25 protein-coding genes, 2 tRNA genes and 2 pseudogenes are annotated in these 26,485 nt (G+C 65.5%); 16 read left to right on the top strand and 13 right to left on the bottom strand.

Annotated features, from left to right (window positions below):
* Positions 1 to 121 precede the first annotated feature (121 nt).
* Positions 122 to 1,381: a threonine ammonia-lyase gene (locus QP181_RS07410; RefSeq protein ID WP_132739984.1), complete on the bottom strand. Its 1,260-nt coding sequence runs from the start codon at positions 1,379 to 1,381 to the stop codon at positions 122 to 124.
* A gap of 201 nt (positions 1,382 to 1,582) precedes the next feature.
* Here QP181_RS07410 and QP181_RS07405 point away from each other — a divergent pair, with 201 nt between their 5' ends.
* The gene (locus tag QP181_RS07405) at positions 1,583 to 3,265 is read left to right on the top strand and encodes an amidohydrolase (RefSeq protein ID WP_333928139.1); all 1,683 of its coding nucleotides are present in this window, start codon (positions 1,583 to 1,585) and stop codon (positions 3,263 to 3,265) included.
* Positions 3,266 to 3,283: 18 nt separating this feature from the next.
* On the opposite strand, the gene QP181_RS07400 is transcribed toward QP181_RS07405, so the two are convergent.
* From QP181_RS07400 to QP181_RS07370, 7 genes and pseudogenes are all read right to left on the bottom strand, one after another.
* Positions 3,284 to 4,171, bottom strand: a complete 888-nt coding sequence (locus tag QP181_RS07400) for an acyl-CoA thioesterase (protein ID WP_333928138.1) — start codon at positions 4,169 to 4,171, stop codon at positions 3,284 to 3,286.
* Positions 4,172 to 4,244: 73 nt separating this feature from the next.
* Entirely contained in the window at positions 4,245 to 5,372 is a 1,128-nt protein-coding gene (locus tag QP181_RS07395) for an acyl-CoA dehydrogenase family protein (RefSeq protein WP_333928137.1), read from the bottom strand.
* 128 nt (positions 5,373 to 5,500) lie between these two features.
* On the bottom strand, positions 5,501 to 6,682 hold the full coding sequence (locus QP181_RS07390; RefSeq protein ID WP_333928136.1) for an acyl-CoA dehydrogenase family protein: 1,182 nt from the start codon (positions 6,680 to 6,682) through the stop codon (positions 5,501 to 5,503).
* A 4-nt stretch (positions 6,683 to 6,686) separates the two neighbouring features.
* A complete protein-coding gene (locus tag QP181_RS07385) occupies positions 6,687 to 7,004 on the bottom strand; it encodes an amidase family protein (protein WP_333928135.1) in 318 nt (105 codons plus the stop codon).
* 355 nt (positions 7,005 to 7,359) lie between these two features.
* Positions 7,360 to 7,992 (bottom strand): annotated as a pseudogene (locus QP181_RS07380) (amidase family protein); the annotation flags it as partial.
* Between the two features lie 37 nt (positions 7,993 to 8,029).
* Positions 8,030 to 10,061: pseudogene (locus QP181_RS07375) on the bottom strand (3-hydroxyacyl-CoA dehydrogenase NAD-binding domain-containing protein).
* 117 nt (positions 10,062 to 10,178) lie between these two features.
* Complete coding sequence (locus tag QP181_RS07370) at positions 10,179 to 11,399, bottom strand: serine hydrolase domain-containing protein (RefSeq protein WP_333928134.1); 1,221 nt, start codon at positions 11,397 to 11,399, stop codon at positions 10,179 to 10,181.
* Between the two features lie 193 nt (positions 11,400 to 11,592).
* Here QP181_RS07370 and QP181_RS07365 point away from each other — a divergent pair, with 193 nt between their 5' ends.
* From QP181_RS07365 to QP181_RS07350, 4 genes are all read left to right on the top strand, one after another.
* Positions 11,593 to 13,299, top strand: a complete 1,707-nt coding sequence (locus QP181_RS07365; protein WP_333929581.1) for a class I adenylate-forming enzyme family protein — start codon at positions 11,593 to 11,595, stop codon at positions 13,297 to 13,299.
* Positions 13,300 to 13,672: 373 nt separating this feature from the next.
* Entirely contained in the window at positions 13,673 to 14,821 is a 1,149-nt protein-coding gene (locus QP181_RS07360) for an AI-2E family transporter (protein WP_333929580.1), read from the top strand.
* Positions 14,822 to 14,875: 54 nt separating this feature from the next.
* Positions 14,876 to 14,952 (top strand) — tRNA-Asp (locus QP181_RS07355).
* A 98-nt stretch (positions 14,953 to 15,050) separates the two neighbouring features.
* Positions 15,051 to 15,127: transfer RNA gene (locus tag QP181_RS07350), tRNA-Asp, on the top strand.
* 325 nt (positions 15,128 to 15,452) lie between these two features.
* On the opposite strand, the gene QP181_RS07345 is transcribed toward QP181_RS07350, so the two are convergent.
* From QP181_RS07345 to QP181_RS07330, 4 genes are all read right to left on the bottom strand, one after another.
* A complete protein-coding gene (locus tag QP181_RS07345) occupies positions 15,453 to 15,653 on the bottom strand; it encodes a DUF2842 domain-containing protein (RefSeq protein WP_333928133.1) in 201 nt (66 codons plus the stop codon).
* The gene (locus QP181_RS07340; protein ID WP_333928132.1) at positions 15,650 to 16,183 is read right to left on the bottom strand and encodes a 5-formyltetrahydrofolate cyclo-ligase; all 534 of its coding nucleotides are present in this window, start codon (positions 16,181 to 16,183) and stop codon (positions 15,650 to 15,652) included. The genes QP181_RS07345 and QP181_RS07340 overlap by 4 nt, the downstream gene beginning before the upstream one ends.
* 204 nt (positions 16,184 to 16,387) lie before the next feature.
* The gene (locus QP181_RS07335) at positions 16,388 to 16,696 is read right to left on the bottom strand and encodes a cell division protein ZapA (RefSeq protein WP_056048487.1); all 309 of its coding nucleotides are present in this window, start codon (positions 16,694 to 16,696) and stop codon (positions 16,388 to 16,390) included.
* Positions 16,696 to 16,890, bottom strand: coding sequence for a hypothetical protein (locus QP181_RS07330; RefSeq protein ID WP_181321090.1), 195 nt, complete (start codon positions 16,888 to 16,890; stop codon positions 16,696 to 16,698). The genes QP181_RS07335 and QP181_RS07330 overlap by 1 nt, the downstream gene beginning before the upstream one ends.
* A 143-nt stretch (positions 16,891 to 17,033) precedes the next feature.
* On the opposite strand from QP181_RS07330, the gene gap reads away from it, so the two are divergent.
* From gap to QP181_RS07315, 3 genes are all read left to right on the top strand, one after another.
* Positions 17,034 to 18,044, top strand: coding sequence for a type I glyceraldehyde-3-phosphate dehydrogenase (gene gap, locus QP181_RS07325; protein ID WP_056048489.1), 1,011 nt, complete (start codon positions 17,034 to 17,036; stop codon positions 18,042 to 18,044).
* Positions 18,045 to 18,190: 146 nt separating this feature from the next.
* On the top strand, positions 18,191 to 18,628 hold the full coding sequence (locus QP181_RS07320; protein ID WP_443027531.1) for an MOSC domain-containing protein: 438 nt from the start codon (positions 18,191 to 18,193) through the stop codon (positions 18,626 to 18,628).
* A 21-nt stretch (positions 18,629 to 18,649) separates the two neighbouring features.
* Positions 18,650 to 19,840, top strand: a complete 1,191-nt coding sequence (locus QP181_RS07315) for a phosphoglycerate kinase (protein ID WP_333928131.1) — start codon at positions 18,650 to 18,652, stop codon at positions 19,838 to 19,840.
* Here the strand turns inward: QP181_RS07315 and QP181_RS07310 are convergent.
* A complete protein-coding gene (locus QP181_RS07310; protein ID WP_333928130.1) occupies positions 19,837 to 20,346 on the bottom strand; it encodes a TlpA family protein disulfide reductase in 510 nt (169 codons plus the stop codon). The two genes, QP181_RS07315 and QP181_RS07310, sit on opposite strands and share 4 nt — an antisense overlap.
* Positions 20,347 to 20,476: 130 nt before the next feature.
* Here QP181_RS07310 and relB point away from each other — a divergent pair, with 130 nt between their 5' ends.
* The 8 genes from relB (at position 20,477) to QP181_RS07270 (ending at position 26,049) form a co-directional block, all read left to right on the top strand.
* Positions 20,477 to 20,707: a type II toxin-antitoxin system RelB family antitoxin gene (gene relB, locus QP181_RS07305; RefSeq protein WP_277983483.1), complete on the top strand. Its 231-nt coding sequence runs from the start codon at positions 20,477 to 20,479 to the stop codon at positions 20,705 to 20,707.
* A complete protein-coding gene (locus QP181_RS07300) occupies positions 20,704 to 21,033 on the top strand; it encodes a type II toxin-antitoxin system PemK/MazF family toxin (RefSeq protein ID WP_333928129.1) in 330 nt (109 codons plus the stop codon). The genes relB and QP181_RS07300 overlap by 4 nt, the downstream gene beginning before the upstream one ends.
* A 13-nt stretch (positions 21,034 to 21,046) precedes the next feature.
* The gene (locus QP181_RS07295; protein ID WP_333928128.1) at positions 21,047 to 21,967 is read left to right on the top strand and encodes a class I fructose-bisphosphate aldolase; all 921 of its coding nucleotides are present in this window, start codon (positions 21,047 to 21,049) and stop codon (positions 21,965 to 21,967) included.
* A 74-nt stretch (positions 21,968 to 22,041) separates the two neighbouring features.
* Entirely contained in the window at positions 22,042 to 22,731 is a 690-nt protein-coding gene (gene thiE, locus QP181_RS07290) for a thiamine phosphate synthase (protein WP_132739947.1), read from the top strand.
* A 76-nt stretch (positions 22,732 to 22,807) separates the two neighbouring features.
* Entirely contained in the window at positions 22,808 to 23,821 is a 1,014-nt protein-coding gene (locus QP181_RS07285; RefSeq protein WP_333928127.1) for a L,D-transpeptidase family protein, read from the top strand.
* A 4-nt stretch (positions 23,822 to 23,825) separates the two neighbouring features.
* On the top strand, positions 23,826 to 24,425 hold the full coding sequence (locus tag QP181_RS07280; RefSeq protein WP_333928126.1) for a M23 family metallopeptidase: 600 nt from the start codon (positions 23,826 to 23,828) through the stop codon (positions 24,423 to 24,425).
* 87 nt (positions 24,426 to 24,512) lie between these two features.
* Complete coding sequence (gene efp / locus QP181_RS07275) at positions 24,513 to 25,076, top strand: elongation factor P (RefSeq protein ID WP_056482276.1); 564 nt, start codon at positions 24,513 to 24,515, stop codon at positions 25,074 to 25,076.
* A 160-nt stretch (positions 25,077 to 25,236) separates the two neighbouring features.
* A complete protein-coding gene (locus QP181_RS07270) occupies positions 25,237 to 26,049 on the top strand; it encodes an inositol monophosphatase family protein (RefSeq protein WP_056048515.1) in 813 nt (270 codons plus the stop codon).
* The last annotated feature ends 436 nt before the right edge of the window (positions 26,050 to 26,485 follow it).

Raw genomic sequence — 26,485 nt, 5'->3', positions numbered from 1 at the left:
TGTCCTTCAGGGAAGCGCGAAAGGTCGCGTTCCACAGCATATGGTCGCGTCATGCAATACTGAAAAGCGCGTTTACCACGATAATGGGTTAATGCGCTAAATCCCCGCAGCACCGTGCTATTTATGCGAGCTCCACGGTCGAGGTCTCGTACCCGCCAGCGCGCAATGCGCCGACCAGCCGATCGAGATGCGCGCGGTCGCGGAGCTCGCATTCGATGTCGGTGATGAGACCCTTTGCCGGCAGCGTCGTGAAGACGCGCTGGTGATAGATCTCGATGATGTTGACGCGTTCCTGATCGAAGATCCGCGCGACGTGGAACAGCGCACCCGGCTTGTCCTGCAACCGGATACGCAGCCGTGCGAGCCGCCCCGACCGCGCCAGATCGCGCAGCAGCACGTTGGCGAGCAGCCGCGTATCGATATTGCCGCCGCATAAGACGATGCCGACGGTCCTTCCCGCGAACCGCTCGGGGTGCGACAGCAGCGCGGCGAGCCCGGCGGCCCCCGCGCCCTCGACCACCGTCTTCTCGATCTGGAGCAGCAGGCTGACCGATTCCTCGAGGCTCCGCTCACTGACCAATACGATATCATCGACCAGTTCGGCGACGATCTTCGACGTGATCGCACCGGGCTCCTTGACCGCGATGCCCTCGGCCAGCGTGTCGCCCGCGCACGGCATGTCGGTGCCGTTGATGCGGTTGTACATCGATGGAAACAGCTCGGCCTGCACGCCGACGATCTCGATCGGATGACCGCCGGCCTGCTGGCTCGCAGCACGCGCGACCGTCGACATGCCGGAGATCAGCCCGCCGCCGCCGATCGGGATGACCAGCGTATCGATCTGCGGCACGTCCTCGAGCATCTCGACCGCGACGGTCCCCTGGCCGGCGATGACGCGGGGGTCGTCGAACGGGTGGACGAAGGTGAAGCCGCACTCGCCCTCCAGGATGCGCGCGTGCGCGTAGGCCGCGTCGAACGTCTCGCCGTGCAGCACGACGTTGGCGCCGTGGCCTTCGGTCTGCATGACCTTCACGGTCGGCGTGTTGGTCGGCATCACGATCGTCGTCGGGATGCCGAGCCGGTTGGCGTGATAGGCGAGGCCCTGTGCGTGATTGCCGGCGGACGCCGCGATGACGCCCTTCGCGCGCGCCTCGGCCGACAGCTGCAACAGCGTGTTGAGCGCGCCACGCTCCTTGTACGCCGCGGTGAACTGGAGGTTCTCGAACTTCAGATACACCGTCGCCCCGGTCATCTGGCTCAGCGTCTTGCTGATCAGCGTCGGCGTGCGGACGATCGAGGCGCGGATCCGGTCGTGTGCGAGCCGGACGTCGTCGATCGAGACGGGGAGGGTGGGTGCCGCTACGGCAGCGTGGGTAGCCATGTCCGACCCGCTAGACCATCTGGCGCGCGGGAAACACCGCTTATGCGCGAAGGCTATGGCAATACCGGCATTTATCGGCACCGGAACGAGGGGCACAGCGATCGCGCCGTATCTCGTGGTGAGCAACCTGTTCATAACGGCTGATAAATCATGTGGCGTGGGTCAACATCCCGGCGTGCAAATGTGGAGAGTATCGAAGTGATGCGTTTTCTAATCTCCGCGGCTGCGATCGCGCTGCTGTCCACGCCCGCGCTTGCCGACGGGATCGTCGACAACGTCAACGGCATCACCGTCGCCGACGGCGGTCGCGTGATCCACTTCAAGGCGATCCTGATCGACAAGGATGGCAAGGTCACGCGGCTCGTGCCACCCGGCGAGGAAGCGCCCAAGCTCAGTCGTAAGGAATTGAAGAAGAACGCCGGCAAGCCGCTTTACGACTGGCGGATCGACATGGGTGGCAAGACCGTGCTGCCGGGCTTCATCGATGCGCACGGCCATGTGATCGAGATGGGCTTCGGCGCGCTGTCGCTCGACCTGTCGATGACCAAGTCGCTCGACGAGGCGAAATCGAGGATCGCGGCGTACATCGCGGGCAATCCCGACCGCAAATGGGTGATCGGGCGCGGCTGGAACCAGGAGGCGTGGGGGCTGGGTCGCTTCCCGACCGCGGCGGATCTCGAGTCCGTTTCCGGCGGGCACCCGATCTGGCTGTCGCGGGCTGATGGCCATGCGAGCTGGGCGAACCGTGAAGCGATGCGCGAGGCGGGCGTCACCGGCTTGACCGTCTCGCCTGCGGGCGGGCGGATCGATAACACCGGCGGCGCGCCCGCGGGCGTGTTCGTCGACGGCGCACAGGCGTTGATCGAGAAGGTCGTGCCGCAGCCGCTGCCCAAGGAGCGCGACGCCGCCTTCCTCACCGCGCAGAGCATCCTGCTGCGCTACGGCGTCACCGCGGTCGCCGACATGGGCACGACGCTCGACGACTGGCTGACCTATCGGCGGATGGCGGATATCGGCGGGCTGCGCGTCCGCATCATGAGCTATGCGATGGGCGTCGAGACCGCGAGCCGGATCGGCGGTAAGGGGCCGACGCCGTGGCTGTACAATGATCGCCTGCGGATGGGTGGCGTGAAGCTGTACGCCGATGGTGCGCTCGGCTCGCGTGGCGCGTGGTTGCTGAAGCCGTATTCGGACGCGCCCGGCCAGTCGGGGCTCGGTTTCCTCACTGACGACCAGCTCCAGAACCAGATGAGCCGCGCGGCGATGGACGGCTATCAGGTCGCGGTGCACGCGATCGGCGACAAGGCCAACCAGATGGTGCTCGACGCGATCCAGGTCGAGAGCGAGACCTATACCGGCGACCGTCGCTGGCGGATCGAGCATGCGCAGGTGGTCGATCCGACCGACCTGCCTCGGTTCGGCAAGTTCGGCACGATCGCCTCGATGCAACCGACGCACGCGACCAGCGACAGGACGATGGCCGAGGCGCGACTCGGGCCGAACCGGCTAGCGGGCGCCTATGCATGGAAGTCGATGCTGACCAACGGCGCCAAGCTCGCGTTCGGGACCGACTTCCCGGTCGAGAAGCCCGATCCATTCGCGACCTGGGCGGCGGCGTTCACGCGGCAGGATGCCGATGGTCAGCCACAAGGCGGATGGCAACCGCAGGAGCTGGTGACGCGCGAGCAGGCGTGGTGGGCGATGACGGGTGCGGCGGCCTATGCCGGGTTTGCGGAGACCAAGTTCGGTGCGCTCGCACCGGGCCAGCGGGCGGACTTCATCATCGTCGACCGCGATCCGACGATGGCCTCGCCGACCGACCTGCGCGCCACCGTCGTGCAGGAGACGTGGATCGGCGGCGAGAAGGTCTGGGTGCGCAAGTAACGCCAATGACGCACAGGGTTACTGGCGCATCCGGATCAGCCCTTCCTGCGCGACGCTCGCCACGAGGCGGCCGTCCCGTGCGAAGATCTTGCCACGGTTGAAGCCGCGGGCGTGGCCCGACCAGGGGCTGTCGCAGGCGTAAAGCAGCCAGTCGTCGGCGCGGAAATCCTCGTGCAGCCAGAGCGAATGGTCGAGGCTCGCGGTCTGCAGCCCCGGCGTGATCCAGTTCTTGCCGTGCGGCAAGAGGGCCGTGCCGAGCAGCGCCATGTCCGACGCATAGGCGAGGATCGCGCGGTGCATCGCCGGGTCGTCGCCGATCGGCGCGATCAGGCGGAACCAATTGGCGTAGTTTGGCGCCTGCGGCGCGGGATCGATCCAGCTGCGCGGGTTGACCGGCCGCACCTCGATAGGCCGCCAGCGCAGCATGTGCGCGCGGAATTTCTCGGGGATGCCGTCGATATTCTCGAGCCGCAGGTCGCGGTCGGAGCGGAGCGTTTCAGGCGCCGGCACGTCGGGCATCGCGTCCTGATGGTGCAGGCCTTCCTCGGGCATCTGGAACGACGCCGCCATGTTAAGAATCGGCTGCCCCTTCTGCATCGCGATCACGCGACGGGTGGCGAAGCTGCGACCCTCGAAATCGCGGACGACGCGGTAGACGATCGGATAGTCCTCGTTCCCCGGCCGCATGAAATACGCGTGCAGCGAGTGCGCGGCCTTGGGGCTGTCGGTCGAGCGTTGCGCAGCCTGCAGAGCCTGCGCGATCACCTGTCCGCCAAACACGCGCCCGACCCCACCGGGCTGGCGCTTGCCGACATAAAGATCGGTGTCGACCTCCTCGATCTCAAGCAGGTCGACGAGACCCTGGGCGAGTGCTTCGGGTGTTACTTCGGCAGTATCGGCAGGCATCTGACCTCCTTGTTCACCCGCGAAGGCGGGTGCCCAGTCTGGGCCCCCGCCTTCGCGGGGGTACAACCTACGGTCAATACCCGGCGGCTACCGCCAGCCGGTCCGCGTGGAAGTTCGCATCCCCGAACAGCTCCGCCAGCACCCGCGCACGCTTCATGTAGAAGCCGATGTCGTACTCGTCGGTCATGCCGATGCCGCCGTGCATCTGGATGCCCTCTTGGACGCTGAGCGTAGTCGCCAGCGCAGTCATCGCTTTTGCCACCGACACAGCTTCGTCTGCTCGTTCACTGTTTGCATCGAGCAACTGCTGCGCCTTGAGCACGGCAGCGCGCGCGACCTCCATCTCCGAATACACATGCGCGGCGCGGTGCTGGAGCGCCTGGAAACTGCCGATCAGCGTCCCGAACTGCTTGCGCTCCTTCATGTAGCCGATCGTCATGTCCATCGCTCCGCCGCCGACGCCGAGCAGTTCGGCGGATGCGCCGGTTCGCCCTGCGCGCAGGAGGCGATCGAGCGGCTTGCGACCGGCATCGACCTCCCCGATCACCGCATCCGCATCGACCTCGACGCCCTCGAACTCTAGCCGTGCGGCGAGGCTAGCATCGGCGAGGCGTTCGGCGTTTGCTGTCAGCCCTGCGGCATCCTTCGGCACGGCGAACAGCGTGATGCCGTCCGCGTCGTTGTCCGCTCCCGCGGTGCGGGCCGCGACGATGATCAGGTCGGCGGTGTGGCCGTGCGTGACGAACCGCTTGGCGCCGGTCAGCTTGAATCCGTTGCCCGAGCGTTCGGCCTTCATCGCGACAATGTCGCGGTGCTTGGCGCCCTCGTCGATCGCCAGTGCGGCGACAGTCTCGCCGGCGATGATGCCGGGGAACCAGCGTTCGGCCTGCGCTGTGCCCTTGAGCGCCTCGACCGCCGCGACCGCAGTGGAGAGGAACGGGGAGGGGGACAGGTTGCGCCCGATTTCCTCCAGCACCACGCCCGCCTCGACATGCCCGAGCCCGAGCCCGCCCTGGTCCTCGCCGATCAGGATTCCGGTAAAGCCCATCTCCGCGAACTGCTTCCAAAGGTGGCGCGAGAAGCCGGTCGCGTCGTCGGCATCGCGCAAGGCCCGCATGTGGCTCACGGGCGCGTGCTCTGCGACGAAGTCGCGGATCGTGTCCTGAAGGACGGTCTGGTCGTCGTCTAGATACAGTGGCATTTCGGGTACTCCGTCGCCCCGAAGGCTTCCGTCACCCCAGCGGAAGCTGGGGTATCGTGCGGCAGGGGGCGGTTCGTTTCGGGGAGACCCCAGCTTTCGCTGGGGTGACGTGCGTGGTCAGGGGTGCATTAGGCAGGCAATTCCAGGATGCGCTTGGCGATGATGTTGAGCTGGATCTCGCTCGTCCCGCCCTCGATCGAGTTCGCCTTGGTCCGCAGCCACGACCGCGGGATCGCACCGCCGCGCGACCGATCGCTGTCCCATTCGAGCGCATCCGATCCGCCCGCCGCCATCATCAGTTCGTACCGACCCTTGTTCAGCTCGGTACCATAATATTTCATCATGCTTGGCTGAGCCGGATGCGCTTTGCCCGCCTTCAACTCGTCGATGAACCGCTCGGACATCGCCCCGAACGCCTTCGCCCGCACCTCGAACAGCGCGATCGACGCGCGCAGCAGCGGATCCGCCAGCCGCCCGTCATGCCCAAGCCCGACGGTCGCGATCGCCCCGTCGATCAGCGGATTGCCGCCGCTCGACGCCAGCCCCATCCCCGAAATCATCTCGCGCTCATGCCCGAGCAGGTACTTCGCGACGTCCCACCCCTTGTTCTCTTCGTAGACGCGGTTGAACTTGGGCACCTCGACATTGTCGAAGAACGTCTCGCAGAACGGCGAATTGCCGCTGATCAGCAGGATCGGCTTGGTCGATACGCCAGGCGAGGCCATGTCGAACAGCACGAAGCTGATCCCGCCCTGCTTCGAGGTCTTGTCGGTGCGGACGAGGCAGAAGATCCAGTCGGCCTTGTCGGCGTAGGACGTCCAAACCTTCTGTCCGTTGACGAGATAATGGTCGCCCTTGTCCTCCGCCGAGGTGGCAAGCCCGGCAAGGTCCGACCCCGCATTTGGCTCCGAATACCCCTGGCACCAGCGGATCTCGCCGCGTGCGATCTTGGTCAAATGATCGAGCTTCTGCTCCTCGGTGCCGTATTTGAGCAGTGCCGGCCCGAGCATCGAGATCCCGAACGAATTGAGCGGATTGCGCGCCTTAATTGCCGCCATCTCTTCGCGCAGAATCTTCGTCTCCGCAGGCAACAATCCACCGCCGCCATACGACTTGGGCCAGTCGGGCACGGTCCAGCCCTTGGCGGCCATCTTGTCGAGCCACTCCTTCTGCGCAGGACTCGACGGCTTGAACTGACGCCCGCCCCAGCAGACATCGTCTTCAGACCGCACGGGTTTGCGCATCTCGGGTGGGCAATTCTCCGCGAGCCACGCGCGGGTTTCGGACCGGAAAGTATCGAGGTCGGACATCGGATCAGCTCCTGCTTAGTCGATTGCACAGCGCGGCGATGGCGATCGCGTCGTGGTCGCGGTAACGGTTGGTGATGACCTGCACGCCGATCGGCAGGCCGCGCGGGTCGATCCCGACGGGCACGCTGGTCGCGGGCAGATTGGGGAAGGTGGCGAGCCCGGCCCAGGCGAACTGGACGCCGAACGGGGTGTCCTCGCCGTCGATCGACAGCGTGCGTCGCGCGACGTTGCGCTCGGCGATATGCGCGAAGGCGTTCACGCCGCTGGCCGGTGCGATCACCGCGTCGAACTGCTCGAACAGCGCACCCCAGGCGCGTTGCAACCGCGCCTGCGAGATCGAGCAGGTCGAACCAGTGCGACAGCGTCGCGACCTTGCCGTCGCGTGCCGGGCCGCCGCGCGTCATCGCGATGCCGAGCATCCGCATATAGTCGGCATGCTGCACGGCGAGGTCGATCGGCGGCATGGCACCCGAAACAGTAGCGCCGGAGCGGCCCAGCGCCTCGCCGACATGCTCGATAGCCGATACGATCGACGCATCCACGCGCGCCGCGGGATGCGCGGTCAGCAGCAGGATGCGCGGCCGGGCAAGATCGACGGTCGCAGAAGGCAACCGCAGATCGGCGAGGGTATCAAGCGCAACGGCCAGATCCTCGGGATTGCGCGCGAGCGGTCCGATCACGCCGAGAGCCGCGCTCGCCCCATCGGTGCCGGGCACGCGGTGGCCGAGATCGGACAAGGCGCCATAAGTCGGCTTGTGCCCCCAAACGCCGCAGAACGCGGCCGGCACGCGGATCAAGCCGCCGATATCGGAGCCAAGTTCGAGTGGTACCATCCCCGACGCGAGCGCGGCCGCGGCACCACCCGACGATCCGCCGGGCGTCAGCCTCGGGTCGAGCGGATGGTTGGTGCGACCGTAGATCGGGTTGTCCGCCTGCCAGTCGCTCATCCGCACCGGCACGTTGGTCTTGCCGAGGATCACCGCGCCCGCCGCCTTCAGCCGGGTCACAGCCACGGCATCGCGGTCGACGATATTGTCGCGGTGGACCCCGACGCCCCAACTGGTCGGCAGCCCGGCGACGTCGAACGATTCCTTGACCGTCATCGGGACGCCGAACAGCGGCCGGTCGTCCGGACCCTCCGCATCGAGCGCCCGCGCCGCCTCCCGCGCCCGCACGAAATCGCGCACGACGACGGCGTTGATCGCACCGTCGCGCGCCTCGATCCGCGCGATCGCCGCATCGCACTCGGCGAGCGCGGTCGTCTCGCCCGCACGGATCGCGGCCGTCGTCTGAAGCGCAGACCGCTCCATCAGCGATCGACTACCGGCAAGAAACGACCGCGACCGATCACTTCAGTCGACCACCCGATGCCGCGGCGTCCTTCAACGACTTAGCCACCGGGAACCCGTATTTCTCGAGTCCCGCGACGACCTTCGGCAACCCCTCGGACTGCGCCCAGAACATCGGTCCGCCGCGATACACCGGCCAGCCATAGCCGTAGATCCAGACCACATCGACGTCCGACGCGCGCTGCGCCTTGCCCTCTTCGAGGATCAGCGCACCCTCGTTGACCATCGTGTAGAGCGTCCGCACGACGATCTCCTCGTCGCTGATCTCGCGCGGCGTCACGCCCGACTTCTTGCGGAAATCGTCGATGATCTCGGTGACCCGCGCAGAGTTCGACGGCGTCCGCTTCTCGTCGTAATCGTAGAAGCCCGCCTTGGTCTTCTGCCCCCAGCGGTTCTCCGCCGCCAGCGCATCGCGGATGTTCTCGATCCGGCTCGGATCGCGGTGCCAGCCGATGTCGACGCCGGCCAGGTCGCTCATCTGGAACGGCCCCATCGGCATCCCGAACGCGACATGGACCTTGTCGATCTGCTCCGGGCTCGCGCCTTCCAGCAGCAGCTTGGTCGCCTCGACCTGACGCGGCATCAGCATGCGGTTACCGATGAACCCGTAGGTGACGCCGGCCACCACCGCGACCTTCTTGATCTTCTTGGCTAGCGCCATGACGGTCGCCAGCACGTCGTCCGCGGTCTTGTCGCCGCGCACGACCTCCAGCAATTTCATCACGTTGGCCGGCGAGAAGAAGTGCATCCCGACCACGTCCTCGGGCCGCTTCGTGCACGCCGCGATCGCATCGATGTCGAGATACGACGTGTTCGACGCCAGGATCGCGCCCGGCTTGGCGATCGCGTCGAGCTTGGTGAAGATTTCCTTCTTCACCTCCATCGTCTCGTACACCGCCTCGATGATCAGGTCGCACTCGGCGAGATCGGCGAAGTCGAGCGTCGGCTTCAGCGCGCCCATCGCCTGTTCGACCTGCTCGGGCTTGATCCGGCCCTTGGCGGCGGTCGCCTCGTAATTCTTGCGCACGACACCGGTACCGCGGTCGAGCGCGTCCTGCTGCATCTCGACGATCGTCACGGGGATGCCCGCGGACAGGAAGTTCATCGAAATGCCGCCGCCCATCGTGCCCGCGCCGATCACGCCGACGCGCTTGATCTCGCGCAGCTTGGTGTCCGCGGGGACGTCGTCGATCTTGGCCGCCTGGCGCTCGGCGAAGAAGATGTGGCGTTGTGCGGCCGACTGCACCCCCATCATCAGCTTCATGAACTCCTGCCGCTCGAACGTGATACCTTCCTCGAAGCTGGAGCCGTCCGCAGCCTTCTCGACGCAGGCGATGTTCGCGGCCGGCGCGTCGAAGTTACGGAAACGCCGCGCATTCTCCTTCTTGAACGCAGCCACGGCATCGGGATCGGCCTGTGCGGTCTTCTCGGACGCGCGGGGCAGGGGGCGCTTGGTCGCGATCTCTCGCGCGAAGGCGACGGCATCGGTCTCAAGCGAGATCCTCGCCGACGATCTTGACGATCAGGCCGGCGTCGAGCGCCTTCTTGGCCGAGATTGGATCGCCCTTAGCGGTCATCTCCAGCGCGAGCTTCACGCCGGCGATGCGCGGAATACGCTGTGTGCCACCCGCGCCGGGGAGCAGGCCGAGCTTCACTTCGGGCGTGCCGATCTTCGCCGAGGGGACGGCGACGCGGTAATGGCAGCCGAGCGTGACCTCGCAACCGCCGCCGAGCGCCGTGCCGTGAATCGCCGCGACGACGGGCTTCGACGACGCCTCGATCATGTCGACGACGGTGGGCAGGCCGGGCTCGACCATCTCCTTGCCGAACTCGGTGATGTCGGCGCCGGCGAAGAAGGTGCGGCCATCGCAGCGGATCACCATCGCGGTGATGCTGTCGTCCTTCACGCCTTCCTTGATCGCCGCTTCAAGACCCTGCCGGACCGCGGCGCCGAGTGCGTTGACGGGGGGATTGTTCGAGATGATGACGAGCACGTCGTCATGGCGTTCGGTGCGGATCGGGCTGGTCATTGCAAACTTCTCCTGGTGCCGGCCCCGTCATCCCGGCGAACCGGGACCCAGAGCCAAAATGATTGTACGTGCGGCCCTGGGTCCCGGCGTCCGCCGGGATGACGGCCGTTAAAGGGATCAGGTCATCGCGGCGTAGATCATCGTCTTCAGTTCGCGACGGATGGGATAAACACTGCTCGGCGAAAGCTGCGTCATGAAGACCATCGAGACGCGCTCGACCGGGTCGACGAAGAACGCGGTCGAGAACATCCCGCCCCAGTAGAATTCGCCCTTCGACCCCGGCACCATCGTCTTGGCGATGTCGTCGGTGATCGCGAACCCCAGCCCGAAGCCGGTGCCGGCGTTCGACGCCTCGCTGAACAGCGACTTCGACATCGCTGCGAGATCCGATTTTCCGGGCAGGTGGTTCTGCGTCATCAGGTCGAGCGTCTTCCGCCCGAGGATGCGCGCGCCGTCGAGTTCGCCGCCGTTCAGCAGCATGGTGTTGAACCGGTGGTAATCGAGCGCGGTCGAGACGAGCCCGCCGCCGCCGGACACGAGCTTGGGCTGCCGGCTCCACGCGCTCTCGGCGCCGCGATCGTACATCACGCGGCCTTTACCCGCGACGAGCGTGTAGCAGTCGGTCAGGCGGTCGAGCTTGTCGGCGGGGACCTGGAAGAAGGTGTCGTCCATCTTCAGCGGCGCGAAGATGCGCTCGTTGAAGAACTGGTCGAGCGGCAGGCCCGACACGCGCTGCACGACCGCGCCGAGCACGTCGGTCGCGACCGAATAATTCCACGCGGTGCCGGGCGAGAATTCGAGCGGGATCTTCGCCAGTGCGCCGATGAAGCCGTCGAGGTCATACCCGCCATGCCAGCGCTCGATCTTGCCGTCCCGGTACGCGGCATCGACGTTCGAGCGGTTCTGGAAGCTATACGTCAGCCCCGAGGTATGCCGGAGCAGGTCGACCATCCGCATCGGCTCGGCGGTCGGCCTGGTCACGAAGGGCACGCCGCCACCGCCGCCATTATAGACGCCGATATCCTTGAACTCGGGCAGCACGTGGTGGACCGGCGTATCGACCGCGACGAGGCCCTGTTCGACCAGCATCATGAACGCGACCGAGGTGATCGGCTTGGTCATCGACGCGATCCGGAACAGCGATCCTTCGTCGACGCTCTTGCCGCCCTCACGCGCCGCGCCCGCGTTCGAGAAATGGACGATCTCGCCGTCGCGCGCGATCAACAGTTGCGCGTTCGGCAGCTTGCCCGAATCGATGTAGCGCGTCTGCAGCAGCGTATCGATCGCCGCCAACCGGCACGCGTCGAAGCCATGCGCGGCAGGTTCAGCGATTTTCACGATTCGACCGTCCGTGTCATAACTCGCTCCATACCCCTAGTTCGAACTTGGTGCCTCTATTGCCTTGAGTGCAGCAGGAATCAACTATAACCTGTCTTCGAACAGGCGATAAGCCAAACCCGAAATTCAACTCTGGAGTCAACCGGTCTTGGCAAGCGAACCGATCATCGCACTCGATCCCTCCTGGCCGGCGATGTCGCTCGCCGATGCCGAGCGAATGCTGACCGCGCCCGGCGCGAAGTTCGAGATGGAGATGCTGACGATCGACGGGATCGAGACGCGCATCTGGAAGAACGCGCCACCGTCGTTGCGCTGGCTGGCCGAGGCGGCGCGCGCGCATGGCGACCGGGTCTTCACGGCCTATGAGGACGAGCGCGTCACCTACGAGGCGAACTTTCGGGCGATCGGGGTGCTGGCGCACCGGTTGCGCGAGATGGGAATCGGTCCCGGCGACCGCGTCGCGCTGGCGATGCGCAACCTGCCCGAATGGCCGGTCGCTTTCTTTGCAGGCGCCAGCATCGGCGCGATCATGGTGCCGCTCAACGCGTGGTGGACCGGCGCGGAGATGGAATACGGCTTAGCCGACTCGGGCGCGCGCGTGCTCATCACCGACGACGAGCGTCATCACCGGCTGGAGGCGGCCTACGCGACGCTGCCGGCGCTGGAGCACGTGTTCGTCGCGCGCGCCGCGGAACCGCTGACGGGGATCGTAACGCGGCTGGAGGACGTGATCGGCACCCCGCACGACTGGGCTGCGCTACCCGATGTAGGCCTCCCCGAGGCGACGATCACGCCCGACGACGACGCGACGATCTTCTACACCAGCGGCACCACCGGCGCGCCCAAGGGGGCGCTCGGTACGCACCGCAATATGATGTCGAACATCATGTCGGGCGGCTATTCGTCGGCGCGCTCGTTCCTGCGGCGCGGCGAGGCACCGCCGGAGCCGACGCCGCGGGTGACACTCACCGTGATCCCGCTGTTCCACGTCACCGCCTGCTCGGCGGGGATGATGGGGGTGATCGCGACCGGCAGCACGATGATCTTCATGCGGAAATGGGACACGATCCGCGCGATGGAGATCATCGAGCGCGAGAAGGTCAACATCACCGGCGGCGTGCCGACCATCGCCTGGCAGCTGCTGGAGCATCCCGACCGCGAGAAATACGATCTCTCGTCGCTCGAATCGATCGCCTATGGCGGCGCGCCGGCGGCGCCCGAACTGGTGAAGCGCATCCATGCCGAGTTCGGCGCGATGCCCGGCAATGGCTGGGGCATGACCGAGACGATGGCGACCGTCACGCATCACGGCAGCGAGGATTATCTCAACCGGCCGACCAGCGCGGGGCCTCCGGTGGCCGCCGCCGACCTGAAGATCATGGCGGACGACGGCGTGACCGAAATGCCCCTTGGGGAAGTCGGCGAACTCTGGGCGCGCGGGCCGATGATCGTGAAGGGATATTGGAACAAGCCCGACGCGACCGCCGCGACGTTCGTCGACGGCTGGGTGCGGACAGGCGACTTGGCGCGGCTCGACGAGGAGGGGTTCTGCTACATCGTCGACCGCGCGAAGGACATGATCATCCGCGGCGGCGAGAACATCTATTCGAGCGAGGTCGAGAACGTCCTCTACGCGCATCCCGCGGTGACCGACGCGGCGCTGATCGGCATCCCGCACCGGATCCTCGGCGAGGAGCCGGCGGCGGTTGTGCACCTCGCGCCGGGCGCGGTGACGACCGAGGCGGAGTTGCAGGGCTGGGTCCGCCAGCATCTCGCGGCGTTCAAGACCCCGGTGGCGGTGCGCTTCGTGCACGAGACGTTGCCGCGGAATGCGAACGGGAAGATCCTGAAGAAGGATCTGCAGGTGTTGTTCGCGGATCGGGTCGGTGTGACGGCGTAGGTCTAATCGCTGGCAAATTGCCGACATCCTGACGAAAGTCAGAACCCAGGGGTAACGGAGGGCAGCGATTTTTGGCTCTGGGTCCTGACTTTCGTCAGGATGACGAAGAGCGGGGGTCTCGGGATCAAGACAATGATCGGACATAACACGGGCTTTTCGAGGAATTCCATCGCACTGGCACCGCGCGCCGCTTGAATGCCGACCGCGATTACGGGATGGGGGTGGCAAAGGAATTGCCATGACGGACGCCATGACGGGCGAGGGACTTCGCCAGGAACCGCACCAGCCACAGGGCGAGGGCGGCGCCGTTGCGGAAGGTCCGCCGGCCGAGAGTGCGTTCGGCCTGCCGATTGCGGTCGGGGTCGAGGATGCGATGCGGATCGCGCAGCGTCGCGACCGATTGCTGGCGGCGCTGACGCTGACCGCCGGGGTCGGGCTGATCCTCGCCATCCCGTTCGCGCTGAAATCCGGCGCCGAGTTCTTCCTACCGCTGACCATCGCGCTCGTGATCTCCGTCGCGCTCGTCCCGGTGCTGGAATGGCTCGAGCGGCGTCATGTACCGTCGCCGCTCGCCGCGATCCTCTGCATCCTGGTGTTCCTGATCGCCGCGAACATCGCGATCGCCGCGATCCTCGTGCCCGCGACCGATTTTTTCCGGTTGCTGCCGACGCGGCTGGACCGGATCCAGAGCAACCTCGCGCCGCTGCTCGACCTGTATTCGAGCCTTGAGAAATACGTGAACAAGACGCTGCGCCAGGTCGCGTCGACGCCGATCAAGCAGCCCGCGACCGCAGGCGTTGCCGCGCCAGGATCGATCCTCGAACTCGCGGCGACGTCGGCGCCGGCGGTTATCGTGCAATTCCTGTTCGGTGTCCTGATCGTGTTCTTCTTCCTGTCGGGCTGGACGCGGATGCGGCGCGAGACGATCACCGGGCGGACCAGCTTCGACGGGGCGATGGCGACCGCTCGGGTGATCCAGGATATCGTCGACGACGTGTCCGCCTATCTCGGGACGATCACGCTGATCAACATCGTGCTCGGGATCGTCACCGGGACCGCGCTGTGGTTCATCGGCATGCCGTACCCGGCGATGTGGGGCGGGATCGTCGCGCTGCTGAATTACATCCCGTATTTCGGTCCGGTGATCGGTGCGTTCCTACTCGCGCTGGGCGGGCTGATGACGTTCTCGGACATCTGGATGGCGATGCTGCCGCCGGCGCTGATGTACGGGCTGCACCTGGTCGAGGCGAACGCGATCACGCCGTTCGTCGTCGGACACCGGCTGACGATCAGCCCCTTGCTGATTTTGATCTCGCTGAGCTTCTGGGGCTGGGTGTGGGGCACGTCGGGCGCGTTGCTGGCGGTGCCACTGCTGATCATCATCCAGACCATCGTGAAGGCCGCAGGCAAGCCCGATATCGCCGGTTTCCTGTTCGAGCACGGGACGTTGGTGCAGCCCAAGGTGGGGCGAAATCGCCGTCGCGGCGATCCGCCCGAGGCACAACGTGAAACTGGCGGATAATTTGGGTTGACGGTATCCGAACCCTCGCCTAGTTGCCGCCTCCACGCTGTTTCAGCGGGTGTAGCTCAGTTGGTTAGAGCGCCGGCCTGTCACGCCGGAGGTCGCGGGTTCGAGTCCCGTCACTCGCGCCATCGTTTGCCCTGACCGGGTAGATGGTTCGGAATAGTGTTGAGGTTTTGACGAGCCTTCCCGCGTGGCCCTAGGGTCGCTAGGGTTCGTCATTGGGAATGCGGGTGTAGCTCAGTTGGTTAGAGCGCCGGCCTGTCACGCCGGAGGTCGCGGGTTCGAGTCCCGTCACTCGCGCCACCCTATGGGGTGAGCGTGATCCTTTTAGATTTTCGGATGCTGTGAGTATCCAGTCCTACCGCCAGGTTAGGACCATATCCCCCCACACCGTTCGTGCTGAGTAGAGACCGAGTAGCTCCGTCAGGAGCGTATCGAGGGCTCGTATCGAAGCATGTGTTCCGCCCGCCAACCTGTCCTTCGATACGCCCTCTCGATACGCCGCTGCGCGGCTACTCGATGGCTACTCAGGACGAACGGTAGGGGGGCGGACGGAGCGCGTCGGCTTAGGGAGGCGGTAGTTGGGGGTGGAGCGCACCGGCTCAGGGAGCCGACAAGCGCGGCTGGGTTACCGCCCTATCTCCATCCACCGCAGTACCGGCTTCAGCGGTGCGATCCAGATCAGGCCGGTGAACACGTAGAACACCAACTGCCCCAGCCAATGCCAGCTGCCGACGATGGTCGACAAACTAACGATCGCCACGCACCACACCAGGATCAGGAGCAGGATGCCGAGCATCCCGACGGGTTTGCGCCAGGTTGGCGTCATGGCGTGATCCAGTCTGATTCGGTGGCGATGGCGTGGAGCGGGACGTCCCACGGGTCTGGGGTCAGGCTATCGACCTGCTGCACCGATAGCGCAATGCCGACGCGCCAGGCGTTCGGGTGGGCGAGGAAGACGCGGTCGTAATAGCCGGCGCCCTGGCCGATCCGGTTGCCGCGGCGATCGAAGCCGACGAGCGGGGTCAGGATGATGTCGGGTTCGAGTTCGGCGGCGTCTGCGGCGGGCTGGTGCAGCCCGAACGGCCCAGCGATCAGCGCCGCCTCGGTCGCCCAGGACAGGAAGCGCATCGGCAACGAGCGGCGGACGACATGGGGTAGGGCGATCACACATCCCGCATCGACGGCAGCGCGCGCGAAGGGCGAGGGATCGGCCTCGCCGCCGAACGGGACATAGGAAGCAACCGTCAATCCGGGCTTCAGCCGGGTCAAAAACGCCGATGGCACCGGAATATCCACAGGCGGGCGCGCTTCCCGCGCGGCGCGGAGCGAGGCTCTCAGCGCGCTCTTGTCGGTCATGCGCTTGCGACCCTGAAATAGGGAGAAAATGGTGGTGTGGCGGGCCCACCATGGCCGTGTGCCGGGTTATCCACTGACGCACGGTACGTCAGGTGGGGACCATATGCTTCGGACCAGGATCCTAACAGGGACAGCCCCCTATGGATGATGAATAGCCTCAGGGATAATAAAGGCTCGTACCGGGCAGAACCCGCCACAGCCAATCTAGGCGTTGGGCGGGCTAAGCTCAAGGGCTTGTGCGAGGCCTTCAAGACGATCTGCGATCCGCGTGAGTGCGATCTCGCTGACCGCCGAGCCTTCGGGTGGGCGATGCGCGGCTTCGTCGAGGTCGTCGGCGAGCATCAGCGCGACGAACAGCATCGCGCGCTCCGCGCTGAGACCGCCGGCCGCGCGGTCCGCGGTCGCCCAGCGTTCCGCGACCATCGCGCCCAACAAGCGGACGCGGGATTCTTCGCCATCGCGGCAGGCTACGGCGTGGGGACGACCGCCGATATCGAGCATGACCTGGGCCATCAGTTGGGGCTCCCGCGCGTGATGACATCGTCGAGCGCGGCGACGGCTTCGGCCATCCGCGCCTTGAGGGCGGCGTGGCGCTTGGCGAGCGCGTCGCCGGCTTCGGTGCGGGCTGCAATGGCGGATTCGATCCGTGCGATCGCGGCGTCGATCCGTTCGACGGCAGTTGGTCCGTCGGGAAGTGTTTCTGACATGCCATGCGAGATAGCATGGACGGGGGTGCGACAAGTCGGTTTAGGCGAAACCCAACACCATCCACGGTGTTGACAGGGCGCCCCACCGCCCCGCAAAGGCTGCGCGCCCGGAACGGACTCGCGGGCGTAGCGGAGAGACAGCAATGACGGTCAAGGTTGCGATCAACGGTTTCGGGCGCATCGGCCGTCTCGTCGCCCGTGCGGTACTCGAACAGTCGAACGGCGCACTCGAACTCGTCGCGATCAACGATCTCGGCGATGCGAAGTCGAACGCCTGGCTGTTCAAGCGCGACAGCGTCCACGGCAAGTATCCGGGCGAAGTTTCGGCCGAAGGCAACGAGCTGGTCGTCGACGGCAAGCGCATCCGCGTCACTGCCGAGCGTGACCCGGCCAACCTGCCGCACGCCGAGCTGGGCGTCGACATCGTCCTCGAGTGCACCGGCTTCTTCACCGACAAGGCAAGCTGCCAGAAGCATCTCGATGCAGGCGCCAAGAAGGTGCTGATCTCGGCACCGGGCAAGAACGTCGACCTGACGGTCGTCTACGGCGTCAACCACGACAAGCTGACCGCCGAGCACACGATCGTCTCGAATGCGTCGTGCACCACCAACTGCCTCGCGCCCGTCGCCAAGGTCCTGAACGATGCGATCGGCATCGAGCGCGGCCTGATGACGACCGTCCACGCCTACACCAACGACCAGAAGATCCTCGACCAGATCCACCCGGACCTGCGTCGCGCGCGTGCTGCGGCGATGTCGATGATCCCGACGACGACGGGTGCCGCGCGTGCGGTTGCCGAAGTGCTGCCGGAGCTGAAGGGCAAGCTCGACGGTTCGGCGATCCGCGTGCCGGTGCCGGACGTGTCGCTGATCGACCTGACCTTCACCCCGTCGCGCGATACGACGCGTGAAGAGGTGAATGCGGTGCTGAAGGCGGCCTCCGAGAGCGGCCCGCTGGTCGGCGTGCTCGACTGGTCGGACGAGCCGCTCGTGTCGATCGATCTCCAGCATACCCCGGCGTCGTCGACGATCGACAGCCTGGAGACCGCGGTGATCGACGGCAAGCTGGTCCGGGTGGTCAGCTGGTACGACAACGAGTGGGGCTTCTCGAACCGCATGGTCGATACGGCGACCGCGATGGCGAAGTTCATCTAAGGTAGACGGACGCTGCGTTCCTACAACTTCCGGTCCGACCAAAACCGTCATCCCAGCGAAAGCTGGGATCTCCCCATTCGGGTCGAGACGCCCGCCAACGAGGAGACCCCAGCTTTCGCTGGGGTGACGGACATTGGGATGGGCCGTTGATCGGCACCATCGCCGGCATAGCCCGCCACGCCCGTGCGAAAGCCCCGATGGAGGTCATCGACCATGTCGAGATCACCATCGAGGCGGGACTGCACGGCGACTTTCGCGGCTATGTGAAGCCGGGCGGCAAGGGGCGGCGCCAGGTCACGTTGCTGGAACACGGCGACTGGGCCGCGGCGATGGCCGAGGTGGGCCAGGATATCCCATGGTATGAACGCCGCGCGAACCTGCTCGTGGACGGCTTCGACCTACCGCAGATACCTGGCACCCGTCTGCGCATCGGCGCGGACGTCGTGCTGGAGGTGACGCGCCACACCGATCCGTGCGAACGCATGGAGGCCTTGGCGCCAGGATTGTTCGCCGCGCTGACGCCCGACTGGCGGGGCGGGGCTTGTACCCGAGTTTTGATGGGCGGCAGAGATCGCCGTCGGTGATGAGATCAGGATCGAAGAACCATGACCAAGCCATTCAAGACGCTAGACGATATGGGCGATATCCAGGGCAAGCGCGTGCTCGTGCGCGAAGACCTCAACGTGCCGATGGCCGAGGGTCGCGTTACCGACGACACCCGCCTTCGCGCGACCGTCGCGACCGTCGGCGAGCTTGCTGACAAAGGCGCGATCGTCCTCGTCCTCGCACATTTCGGTCGTCCCAAGGGCGTGCCGAGCCCGGAGTTCTCGCTGTCGCAGGTCGTTAAGCCGTACAGCGAAGTGCTCGGGCGCGAAGTCCGCTACATCGACTGGGAAGGGGCGGATGACGCCGTCGCGACGCTGGAGCCCGGTGACATCGCGGTGCTCGAGAACACGCGCTTCTTCGGCGGCGAAGAGACCAATGACGAAGCGGTGGTCAAGCGTTTCGCGAGCCTTGGCGACCTTTACGTCAACGACGCCTTCTCCGCCGCGCACCGCGCGCACGCCTCGACCGAGGGCCTAGCCCACGTGCTACCCGCGTTCGCCGGCCGCGCGATGGAAGCCGAACTCGACGCGCTCCAGAAGGCGCTCGGCGCGCCCGAGCATCCGGTCGCGGCGGTCGTCGAGGGCGCCAAGGTGTCGTCGAAGCTCGACGTTCTGCGTCACCTCGTCACCAAGGTCGATCATCTGATCATCGGTGGCGGCATGGCCAACACTTTCCTCGCGGCGCGCGGCGTGGATGTCGGCAAAAGCCTGTGCGAGCATGAGCTTGCGAGCGTTTGCGAACAGATCATGGAAGCGGCGGACAAGGCGAACTGCACGGTTCACCTGCCGTATGACGTCGTGGTCGCCAAGGAGTTCAAGCCGAACCCCGCCACGCGCACCGTCAACGTCCACGAAGTCGCCGCCGACGAGATGATCCTCGACGTCGGTCCGGCTGCGGTCGAATCCCTTGGCGACGTTCTGAAGAACTGCCGCACTCTGGTCTGGAACGGCCCGCTCGGCGCGTTCGAAACGCCGCCGTTCGACAAGGCGACCGTCGCGCTCGCCAAGACTGCCGCGGCCCTCACCGAAGGCGGATCGCTCGTCTCCGTTGCAGGCGGCGGCGATACGGTCGCGGCGCTCAACCATGCCGGCGTCGCGGACGCCTTTACGTTCGTCTCGACCGCTGGCGGCGCGTTCCTGGAATGGATGGAAGGCAAGGACCTTCCCGGCGTCGCCGCGCTGACCCGCTAGGATGCGGGTTCCCGCAGCAGCGGGACTAGCAGGCCGTTCAAGTCGTCAAGGTCGAACGCGCCGGTTTTCGCATAGCGAACGATACCGGCGCGATCGATGATGTAGTTGGTCGGCAGCGCGCCCAGAACCGCGAACGGCCCCTTGATCCGACGTGCGGACGGGATCGTCATCGCGGCGAACAGCGGCTTGAGTTTGTACGCGGGCAGCGAATCCTCCGTCGCCACCGCAAACACCCGCAGGCCATTGTTCTTGCGAAGGCGGTAGTAGTTATCGAGCAGCGGCAGTTCCGCCTTGCACGGTCCGCACCACGTTGCCCAGAAATTCAGAACGATAACTTGGCCGCGAAGGTCGGCGCTGCGGACCTTGCTGCCGTCGATCAGCGTCAGTTCGAAGTCGGGTGCGCGCTCGCCGATCTTTACCGCGGCGGTCGTTGCCGTTGCTGGTCCCGGTGCCGCGGATGCCGCCAGCAGCGCGGCACACGTCATGATCCCGCGCAAAATCGTCATCGCTCTTGTCCTCCCGTCGACACTCTCCGCGTCCGACGACCTTCCGTCAATCACGCGGCAAACCGAGCGGGCAGGGGATTGATCCCAGCTATCCGCGCGCCTATGTTTAACATGTTAAACGGAGACTCGGATGCTCGGCGTCAGGCTCGATAGCGAACTCGAAGAGCGACTCGCGGCGGTTGCGCGCACCCAAGGGCGCAGCAAGAGCGATATCGCACGCGAAGCCGTGCGGCGCTATGTCGAACGCCACGACGAGGCTTTTCTCGCCGAGGCACGGCGGCAGTCGCTCGCGGCTGCAGATCACGATAGGCGGGCAGGTGAAGAAGATTGGGATTCACTGATCGCGGCGCCTCCTGCATGAAATTCGTGCGCGGTATGATCGTCATCGGGGCGGGCAAGGGTGATTTCTCTGGAAAACCGCGTCCGTTTCTCGTCGTCCAGTCCGACCTCTTCGCGGATCATGCGACGATATCGCTTTGCCCGCTAACCAGTGTCATCAGCAGTACGAACCTGTTTCGTGTGTCGCTCGAGTCCTCTCCCGAGACCGGCCTCGTTCGAGATAGCGAGATCCAGGTCGACAAGGTCGACACTCTCCGTCGCGACGAGATCACCCAGATTATTGGCATGACACCCATCACCACCATGACCCGGGTCGACGACGCACTGCGCCGCTGGCTCGAACTCTAGACAGGAATTCAGCATGACCTCGACGATCACCCCGCAAATCAAATCCATTCTCGATAAATACGAAGCCACTAGCCCGGCGGTGAAGGCGAACCTCGCGCGCATCCTGATGCAGGGCAAGCTCGGCGGCACCGGCAAGCTGGTGATCCTCCCGGTCGACCAGGGCTTCGAGCATGGCCCGGCGCGCAGCTTCTCGGTCAATCCGGCGGCGTACGACCCGCATTACCATTATCAGTTGGCGATCGACGCAGGGCTCAGTGCCTATGCCGCGCCGCTCGGGATGCTCGAAGCGGGCGCGGATACGTTTGCGGGGCAGATCCCGACGATCTTGAAGTGCAACAGCTCGAACAGCTGGGCGACCTCGATCGACCAGGCAGTGACGGCGACCGTGTCGGACGCGGTGCGGCTCGGGTCGGCGGCGATCGGCTTCACGATCTATCCGGGTGCGGACCAGTTCTTCGACCTCGTCGAGGAAATCCGCGAGCTGAGCGAAGAGGCCAAGTCGGTCGGCATCGCGACGGTGATCTGGTCGTACCCACGCGGTGGCGAGCTGACCAAGGACGGCGAACTCGCTTTGGACGTCGGCGCCTATGCCGCGCACATGGCGGCGCTGCTCGGCGCACACATCATCAAGACCAAGCTGCCGACCGCGCATATCGAGCAGAAGGAAGCCAAGCCGCTTTACGCGAACACCGACTGGTCGAAGCAGTCGGACCGCGTGAAGCACGTCGTCCAGTCGAGCTTTGCCGGGCGTCGCATCAACGTGTTCTCGGGCGGCGCGTCGAAGGGCGAGGACGCGGTGTTCCAGGACGCGCGCGACATTCGCGACGGCGGCGGCAACGGCTCGATCATCGGCCGCAACACCTTCCAGCGCCCCCGCGACGAAGCGCTGGCGATGCTCGACCGGATCATCCGGATCTACAAGAACGAGGAATAAGCGCCGTTCTGCGCGCTCGTCACCCCGCCACGCGCCGGGGTGACGAGCGCGGCTTGAGGGGCTAGGGGGCGGGGATGACCGAATTCGAAGATCCGCTGGGCCCGCTCGATCCCAATTTCGCCGAGAATTTCCGCCGCGACATGCGTCGGCCGGCTTGCCAGCTTTACCTGGTGTCGCCGTTGGATGTCGGCGGTGACTTTCCCGAACGCCTAGCGCGCGCCCTGGATGCTGGCCCCGTGGCCGCGTTCCAGTTCCGTGTGAAGGATATCGACCAGCATGCGGCTGCCGCACTCGGCGAGCCGTTGCGCGCGATCTGCGCCGAGCGTGATGTCGCGTTCATCGTCAACGACGACATCGGGCTCGCCAAGCGGCTTGATGCGGATGGCGTGCATCTTGGGCAGGACGATGGCGATCCGCGCGAGGCGCGGGCGCAGCTCGGCCCCAATGCGCAGATCGGCGTGAGCTGTCACGGCAGTCGCCATCTGGCGATGGAAGCGGGCGAGGCCGGGGCCGACTATGTCGCGTTCGGCGCCTTCTATCCGACCACGACGAAGGTCGCGACGCATACCGCCGAGCCGGTGATCCTGTCCTGGTGGTCGACGCTGTTCGAGATGCCCTGCGTCGCGATCGGTGGTATCACCCCGGAAAACGCCGCGCCGCTGGTTGCTGCCGGCGCGGATTTCATCGCTGTTTCGGGCGCCGTCTGGGGTGGTGACGAGGTTGCGGCGATCAAGGCGTTCGCTGAGGTTCTTGCGAAGCGCTGAGATCGCGCCCAACCGTTGGAAACAACCGTCGTCCCGACCGTTTGATGCAGAAGCGTAACGGTTTGGGATGAGCGGCATGACGGCATTTGTGACGAAAGCTTCGGTTCTTGCGGCGTGCCTGTTCGGCGTGGCCTCGCCTGTGTTGGCGCAGCCTGCACCGACTACGCCGGTTCCGATCGACCGCAATATTCTCCACGTACAGGTGATCCTCGATCATCTCGGCTTCGGGCCGGGTGTGCTTGATGGTCGTGGTGGGCAGTCGCTGGTCGCGGCGTTGAAGGGATTCCAGGAGGCGAAGGGCCTGCCGATCACCGGCAAGCCCGATGCGCGGACGTTGCAGGCGCTGTATCCGTACCGCGCTGCGCGGCCGACCGTAACGATCGCGCTGACCCCCGAGATGCTGGCGGGGCCGTTCGTCAGTCCGTTCCCGACGGACCCGGCAAAGCAGGCCGAACTCCCATCGCTCGGCTACAAGAATGTCATGGAGAAGCTCGGCGAGATGTTCCACACGACGCCGGCGGTGATCGTTGCGTTGAACTCGCCGACGACGAAATTATCGCCGGGCACCAAGGTGGTGTTCCCGAATGCGCTGCCGACCTCGCGCGCCTATGATCCGAAGCTGAAGCCGGACTGGATCGCGACGCTGACCATGCTCAACGTCGATGCGAACCAGCCCAAGGCGGACCATGTCGTGGTCGACAAGTCTGACGGCGTGCTGCGCGTGCTCGATGCGAATGACAAGCTGATCGCGCAATTCTCCGCGACGATGGGGTCGAGCCATGATCCGCTGCCGCTCGGCACGTGGACGATCAAGGGCTCCGACTACAATCCTAAGTTCCACTTCAATCCTGCGCTGTTCTGGGATGCGAAGAAGGGGCAGCAGAAAGAGATGCTGCCGCCAGGGCCGAACGGTCCGGTCGGGGTCGTCTGGATGGACCTGTCGAAAGAGCATTACGGCATTCACGGTACGCCCAACCCTGAGACAATCGGGCGTGCGGAGAGTCATGGCTGCATTCGCCTGACCAACTGGGATGCGGCGCGGTTGTCGATGATGATCAAGCCGGGGACTAAGGCCGTGTTCCAGGCCTAAGGCAATGACGCGGACGTTCTGGATCATTCTCGGGCTGATCGTGGTAGTGGTCGGCGGCTTTGCGTCGATGGTGTCGTTCGGGAGTAGCGGCATTGAGCGACGGGTGCCTTGGCGCAAGCCAGCGCCTCCTGTCGAGGTCGCTGCCGTTACCGCAACGCCGGGAGCGCTGGCTGTCCCGGTGGCTGGTGTTCCGCGAAAAGCGATTGCGGACAGCTGGAACGATGCGCGGGGCGGCGGGCTGCGAGGCCATCACGGGACTGACATCATGGCGTCGGGCGGAACGCCAGTGATTGCAGCCGCGCCGGGACGAGTCGAGAAGCTGTTTCAGAGCGGGCTTGGCGGGATCACGCTTTACGTCCGATCGCCCGATCGCCGCTGGACCTATTATTATGCGCACCTTGCGGGGTACGCAGCTGGCATCCGCGAGGGGATGGCGGTCAAGGCAGGCGATACGCTGGGCTATGTCGGCGACACCGGCGATGCGGGGGCGGGCAATTACCATCTTCATTTCGGGCTGACCAAGATGCAGCCGGGGGAGCGCTGGTGGCAGGGTGAGAACGTCAACCCGTACCCGCTGCTTGCCGGACGCGAGCGCGCCCGCTAAAGCCCGCCGCTTCGGGTTTCCGCAGAGCCACGCCTTGATGGCCATGCTTCGCGGACGGCCCCTAGCTCTTTCCAGCAGGAATCGGTCATGAAGATCAACGCGGTCGAGATTCGTCCCGGCAACATTCTTGAATATGAGGGCGGCATCTGGCGCGCCGTCAAGATTCAGCACACCCAGCCCGGCAAGGGCGGTGCCTATATGCAGGTCGAGATGAAGAACCTCATCGACGGCCGCAAGAACAACACCCGCTTCCGCTCCGCCGAGAGCGTCGAGAAGGTGCGGCTCGAGACCGTCGACTTCCAGTTCCTGTTCCGCGAAGGCGACATGCTCACCTTCATGGACAAGATCAATTACGAGCAGATCTCGCTCGACGCCGACATTCTGGGCGACGCCGCGGCGTTCCTGCAGGACGGCATGGACGTGGTGATGGAGCTCTGGGAAGAGCGGCCGATCTCGGTCCAGCTGCCCGACACGATCGAAGCGCTGATCGTCGAGGCGGACGCCGTCGTGAAGGGGCAGACCGCATCGTCGAGCTACAAGCCGGCTGTGCTGGAGAACGGCGTCCGCGTGATGGTCCCGCCGCATATCGGTGCGGGCACGCGTATCGTCGTCGACGTCTACGAGCAGACCTACGTAAGGCGCGCGGACTAAGTTCTGCTCCCCCTCCCGCAAGCGGGAGGGGGCCGGGGGTGGGCACCCGCCCTCCATGTTACGCGACGATACTGGCGCGAACAATTTCGATGCCGCGCGACGCTGATAGCGCGAGCCCACCCCGGCCCCTCCCGCTTGCGGGAGGGGGAGATAGAATACCATGCCTAGCCATTCCGGCATCATGACCGTCATCGAGCGCGCTGCCCGCAAGGCCGCGCCGCGCCTGCGCCGCGACTTCAACGAGGTCCAGCAGCTCCAGGTGAGCCGCAAGGGTCCGGCCGACTTCGTCAGCCAGGCCGACCAGCGCGCCGAGCAGACGATCTTCGAAGAACTTTCGCACGCGCGTCCCGACTGGGGCATGCTGATGGAGGAGCGCGGCGAGGTCGAGGGTGACCCGAACAAGCCGCGGTTCATCGTCGATCCGCTCGATGGCACGTCGAACTTCCTCCACGGCATCCCGCATTTCTGCATCTCGATCGCGGTCGAGGAGCCGATGCCGAACGGCAAGCGCGAGGTCACGACGGCGTTGGTGTATCAACCGCTGACCGACGAGAGCTTCTGGGCGGAGAAGGGGCGGGGGGCATGGCTCACCGACCAGCGTCTCCGCGTGTCGTCGCGGCGTGATCTGTCCGAATCGCTGATCGCTACGGGGATTCCGTTCCTAGGGCATGGCGACTTCGCGCAGTGGAGCCGGATTTTTGGCGCGGTTGCACCTGAGGTTGCGGGGATCCGTCGTTTGGGCGCCGCGGCGCTTGATCTGGCTTGGCTTGCTGCGGGCCGGTTTGACGGGTTCTGGGAATCGAACCTGAAGCCTTGGGATGTTGCTGCGGGCATGTTGTTGGTGAAGGAAGCCGGCGGTTTCGTCACCGACTTCCGCGGTGGCGATCGCGCGATGGAGCGTAATGAGTTCCTCGCTGCGAACGACGCGCTGCACTCGCGACTGCACAAGCTGGTAGCTGGCGCGCTGCGTTAAGGTGGATTGTGAAAAGGGCAACTGGGACCGAATTCGGTTGCCCCCGCTCCCAATCCGACTGCCATCCCCATCCGTCACCCCAGCGAAAGCTGGGGTATCCCCGTGATGGTCGCCGCGCCCGCCAACCACGATACCCCAGCTTTCGCTGGGGTGACGGATGGGGGAGCGTAAGGGCCAGAGTGGGGTCAACAGCGCAACGGCGTCGACCCCGGCTCGGTCCGTCATGCCGGGCTTGTTCCGGCATCCACCGTTCCACATTCTCGCCGCGGCTGGTGTGCAACACCGTGGACCCCGGAACCATTCCGGGGTGACGGGTACGTTTCGGTGGCGTCCCCGACATTCAGTGGAAGTCGCGGCCGCAGTCGTCGACGCGCCAAGTAACGCATGTTTCCCATCACCCCGGCCCCTCCACTTGCGAGTGATTCTCACACCCTCC

It is taken from the genome of Sphingomonas sp. LR55 (assembly GCF_036856015.1).
Lineage (GTDB): Bacteria > Pseudomonadota > Alphaproteobacteria > Sphingomonadales > Sphingomonadaceae > Sphingomonas.
The sequence above is the reverse complement of the archived record's forward strand: the minus strand, read 5'-3'. Positions and strand labels throughout refer to the sequence as shown.

Excerpts from the sequence above, each read along its gene's own strand:
- QP181_RS07395 (WP_333928137.1), bottom strand. The coding sequence starts at position 5,372 with ATGCCACTGTATCTAGACGACGACCAGACCGTCCTTCAGGACACGATC.
- QP181_RS07360 (WP_333929580.1), top strand. The coding sequence starts at position 13,673 with ATGCGGATCGCGCAGCGTCGCGACCGATTGCTGGCGGCGCTGACGCTG.
- QP181_RS07345 (WP_333928133.1), bottom strand. The coding sequence starts at position 15,653 with ATGACGCCAACCTGGCGCAAACCCGTCGGGATGCTCGGCATCCTGCTC.
- QP181_RS07300 (WP_333928129.1), top strand. The coding sequence starts at position 20,704 with ATGAAATTCGTGCGCGGTATGATCGTCATCGGGGCGGGCAAGGGTGAT.
- QP181_RS07280 (WP_333928126.1), top strand. The coding sequence starts at position 23,826 with ATGACGCGGACGTTCTGGATCATTCTCGGGCTGATCGTGGTAGTGGTC.
- QP181_RS07390 (WP_333928136.1), bottom strand. The coding sequence starts at position 6,682 with ATGTCCGACCTCGATACTTTCCGGTCCGAAACCCGCGCGTGGCTCGCG.
- efp (WP_056482276.1), top strand. The coding sequence starts at position 24,513 with ATGAAGATCAACGCGGTCGAGATTCGTCCCGGCAACATTCTTGAATAT.
- QP181_RS07310 (WP_333928130.1), bottom strand. The coding sequence starts at position 20,346 with ATGACGATTTTGCGCGGGATCATGACGTGTGCCGCGCTGCTGGCGGCA.
- thiE (WP_132739947.1), top strand. The coding sequence starts at position 22,042 with ATGACCGAATTCGAAGATCCGCTGGGCCCGCTCGATCCCAATTTCGCC.
- QP181_RS07410 (WP_132739984.1), bottom strand. The coding sequence starts at position 1,381 with ATGGCTACCCACGCTGCCGTAGCGGCACCCACCCTCCCCGTCTCGATC.
- QP181_RS07365 (WP_333929581.1), top strand. The coding sequence starts at position 11,593 with ATGTCGCTCGCCGATGCCGAGCGAATGCTGACCGCGCCCGGCGCGAAG.
- QP181_RS07400 (WP_333928138.1), bottom strand. The coding sequence starts at position 4,171 with ATGCCTGCCGATACTGCCGAAGTAACACCCGAAGCACTCGCCCAGGGT.
- QP181_RS07270 (WP_056048515.1), top strand. The coding sequence starts at position 25,237 with ATGCCTAGCCATTCCGGCATCATGACCGTCATCGAGCGCGCTGCCCGC.
- QP181_RS07330 (WP_181321090.1), bottom strand. The coding sequence starts at position 16,890 with ATGTCAGAAACACTTCCCGACGGACCAACTGCCGTCGAACGGATCGAC.
- QP181_RS07295 (WP_333928128.1), top strand. The coding sequence starts at position 21,047 with ATGACCTCGACGATCACCCCGCAAATCAAATCCATTCTCGATAAATAC.
- relB (WP_277983483.1), top strand. The coding sequence starts at position 20,477 with ATGCTCGGCGTCAGGCTCGATAGCGAACTCGAAGAGCGACTCGCGGCG.
- QP181_RS07340 (WP_333928132.1), bottom strand. The coding sequence starts at position 16,183 with ATGACCGACAAGAGCGCGCTGAGAGCCTCGCTCCGCGCCGCGCGGGAA.
- QP181_RS07335 (WP_056048487.1), bottom strand. The coding sequence starts at position 16,696 with ATGGCCCAGGTCATGCTCGATATCGGCGGTCGTCCCCACGCCGTAGCC.
- QP181_RS07315 (WP_333928131.1), top strand. The coding sequence starts at position 18,650 with ATGACCAAGCCATTCAAGACGCTAGACGATATGGGCGATATCCAGGGC.
- QP181_RS07405 (WP_333928139.1), top strand. The coding sequence starts at position 1,583 with ATGCGTTTTCTAATCTCCGCGGCTGCGATCGCGCTGCTGTCCACGCCC.
- gap (WP_056048489.1), top strand. The coding sequence starts at position 17,034 with ATGACGGTCAAGGTTGCGATCAACGGTTTCGGGCGCATCGGCCGTCTC.
- QP181_RS07285 (WP_333928127.1), top strand. The coding sequence starts at position 22,808 with ATGACGGCATTTGTGACGAAAGCTTCGGTTCTTGCGGCGTGCCTGTTC.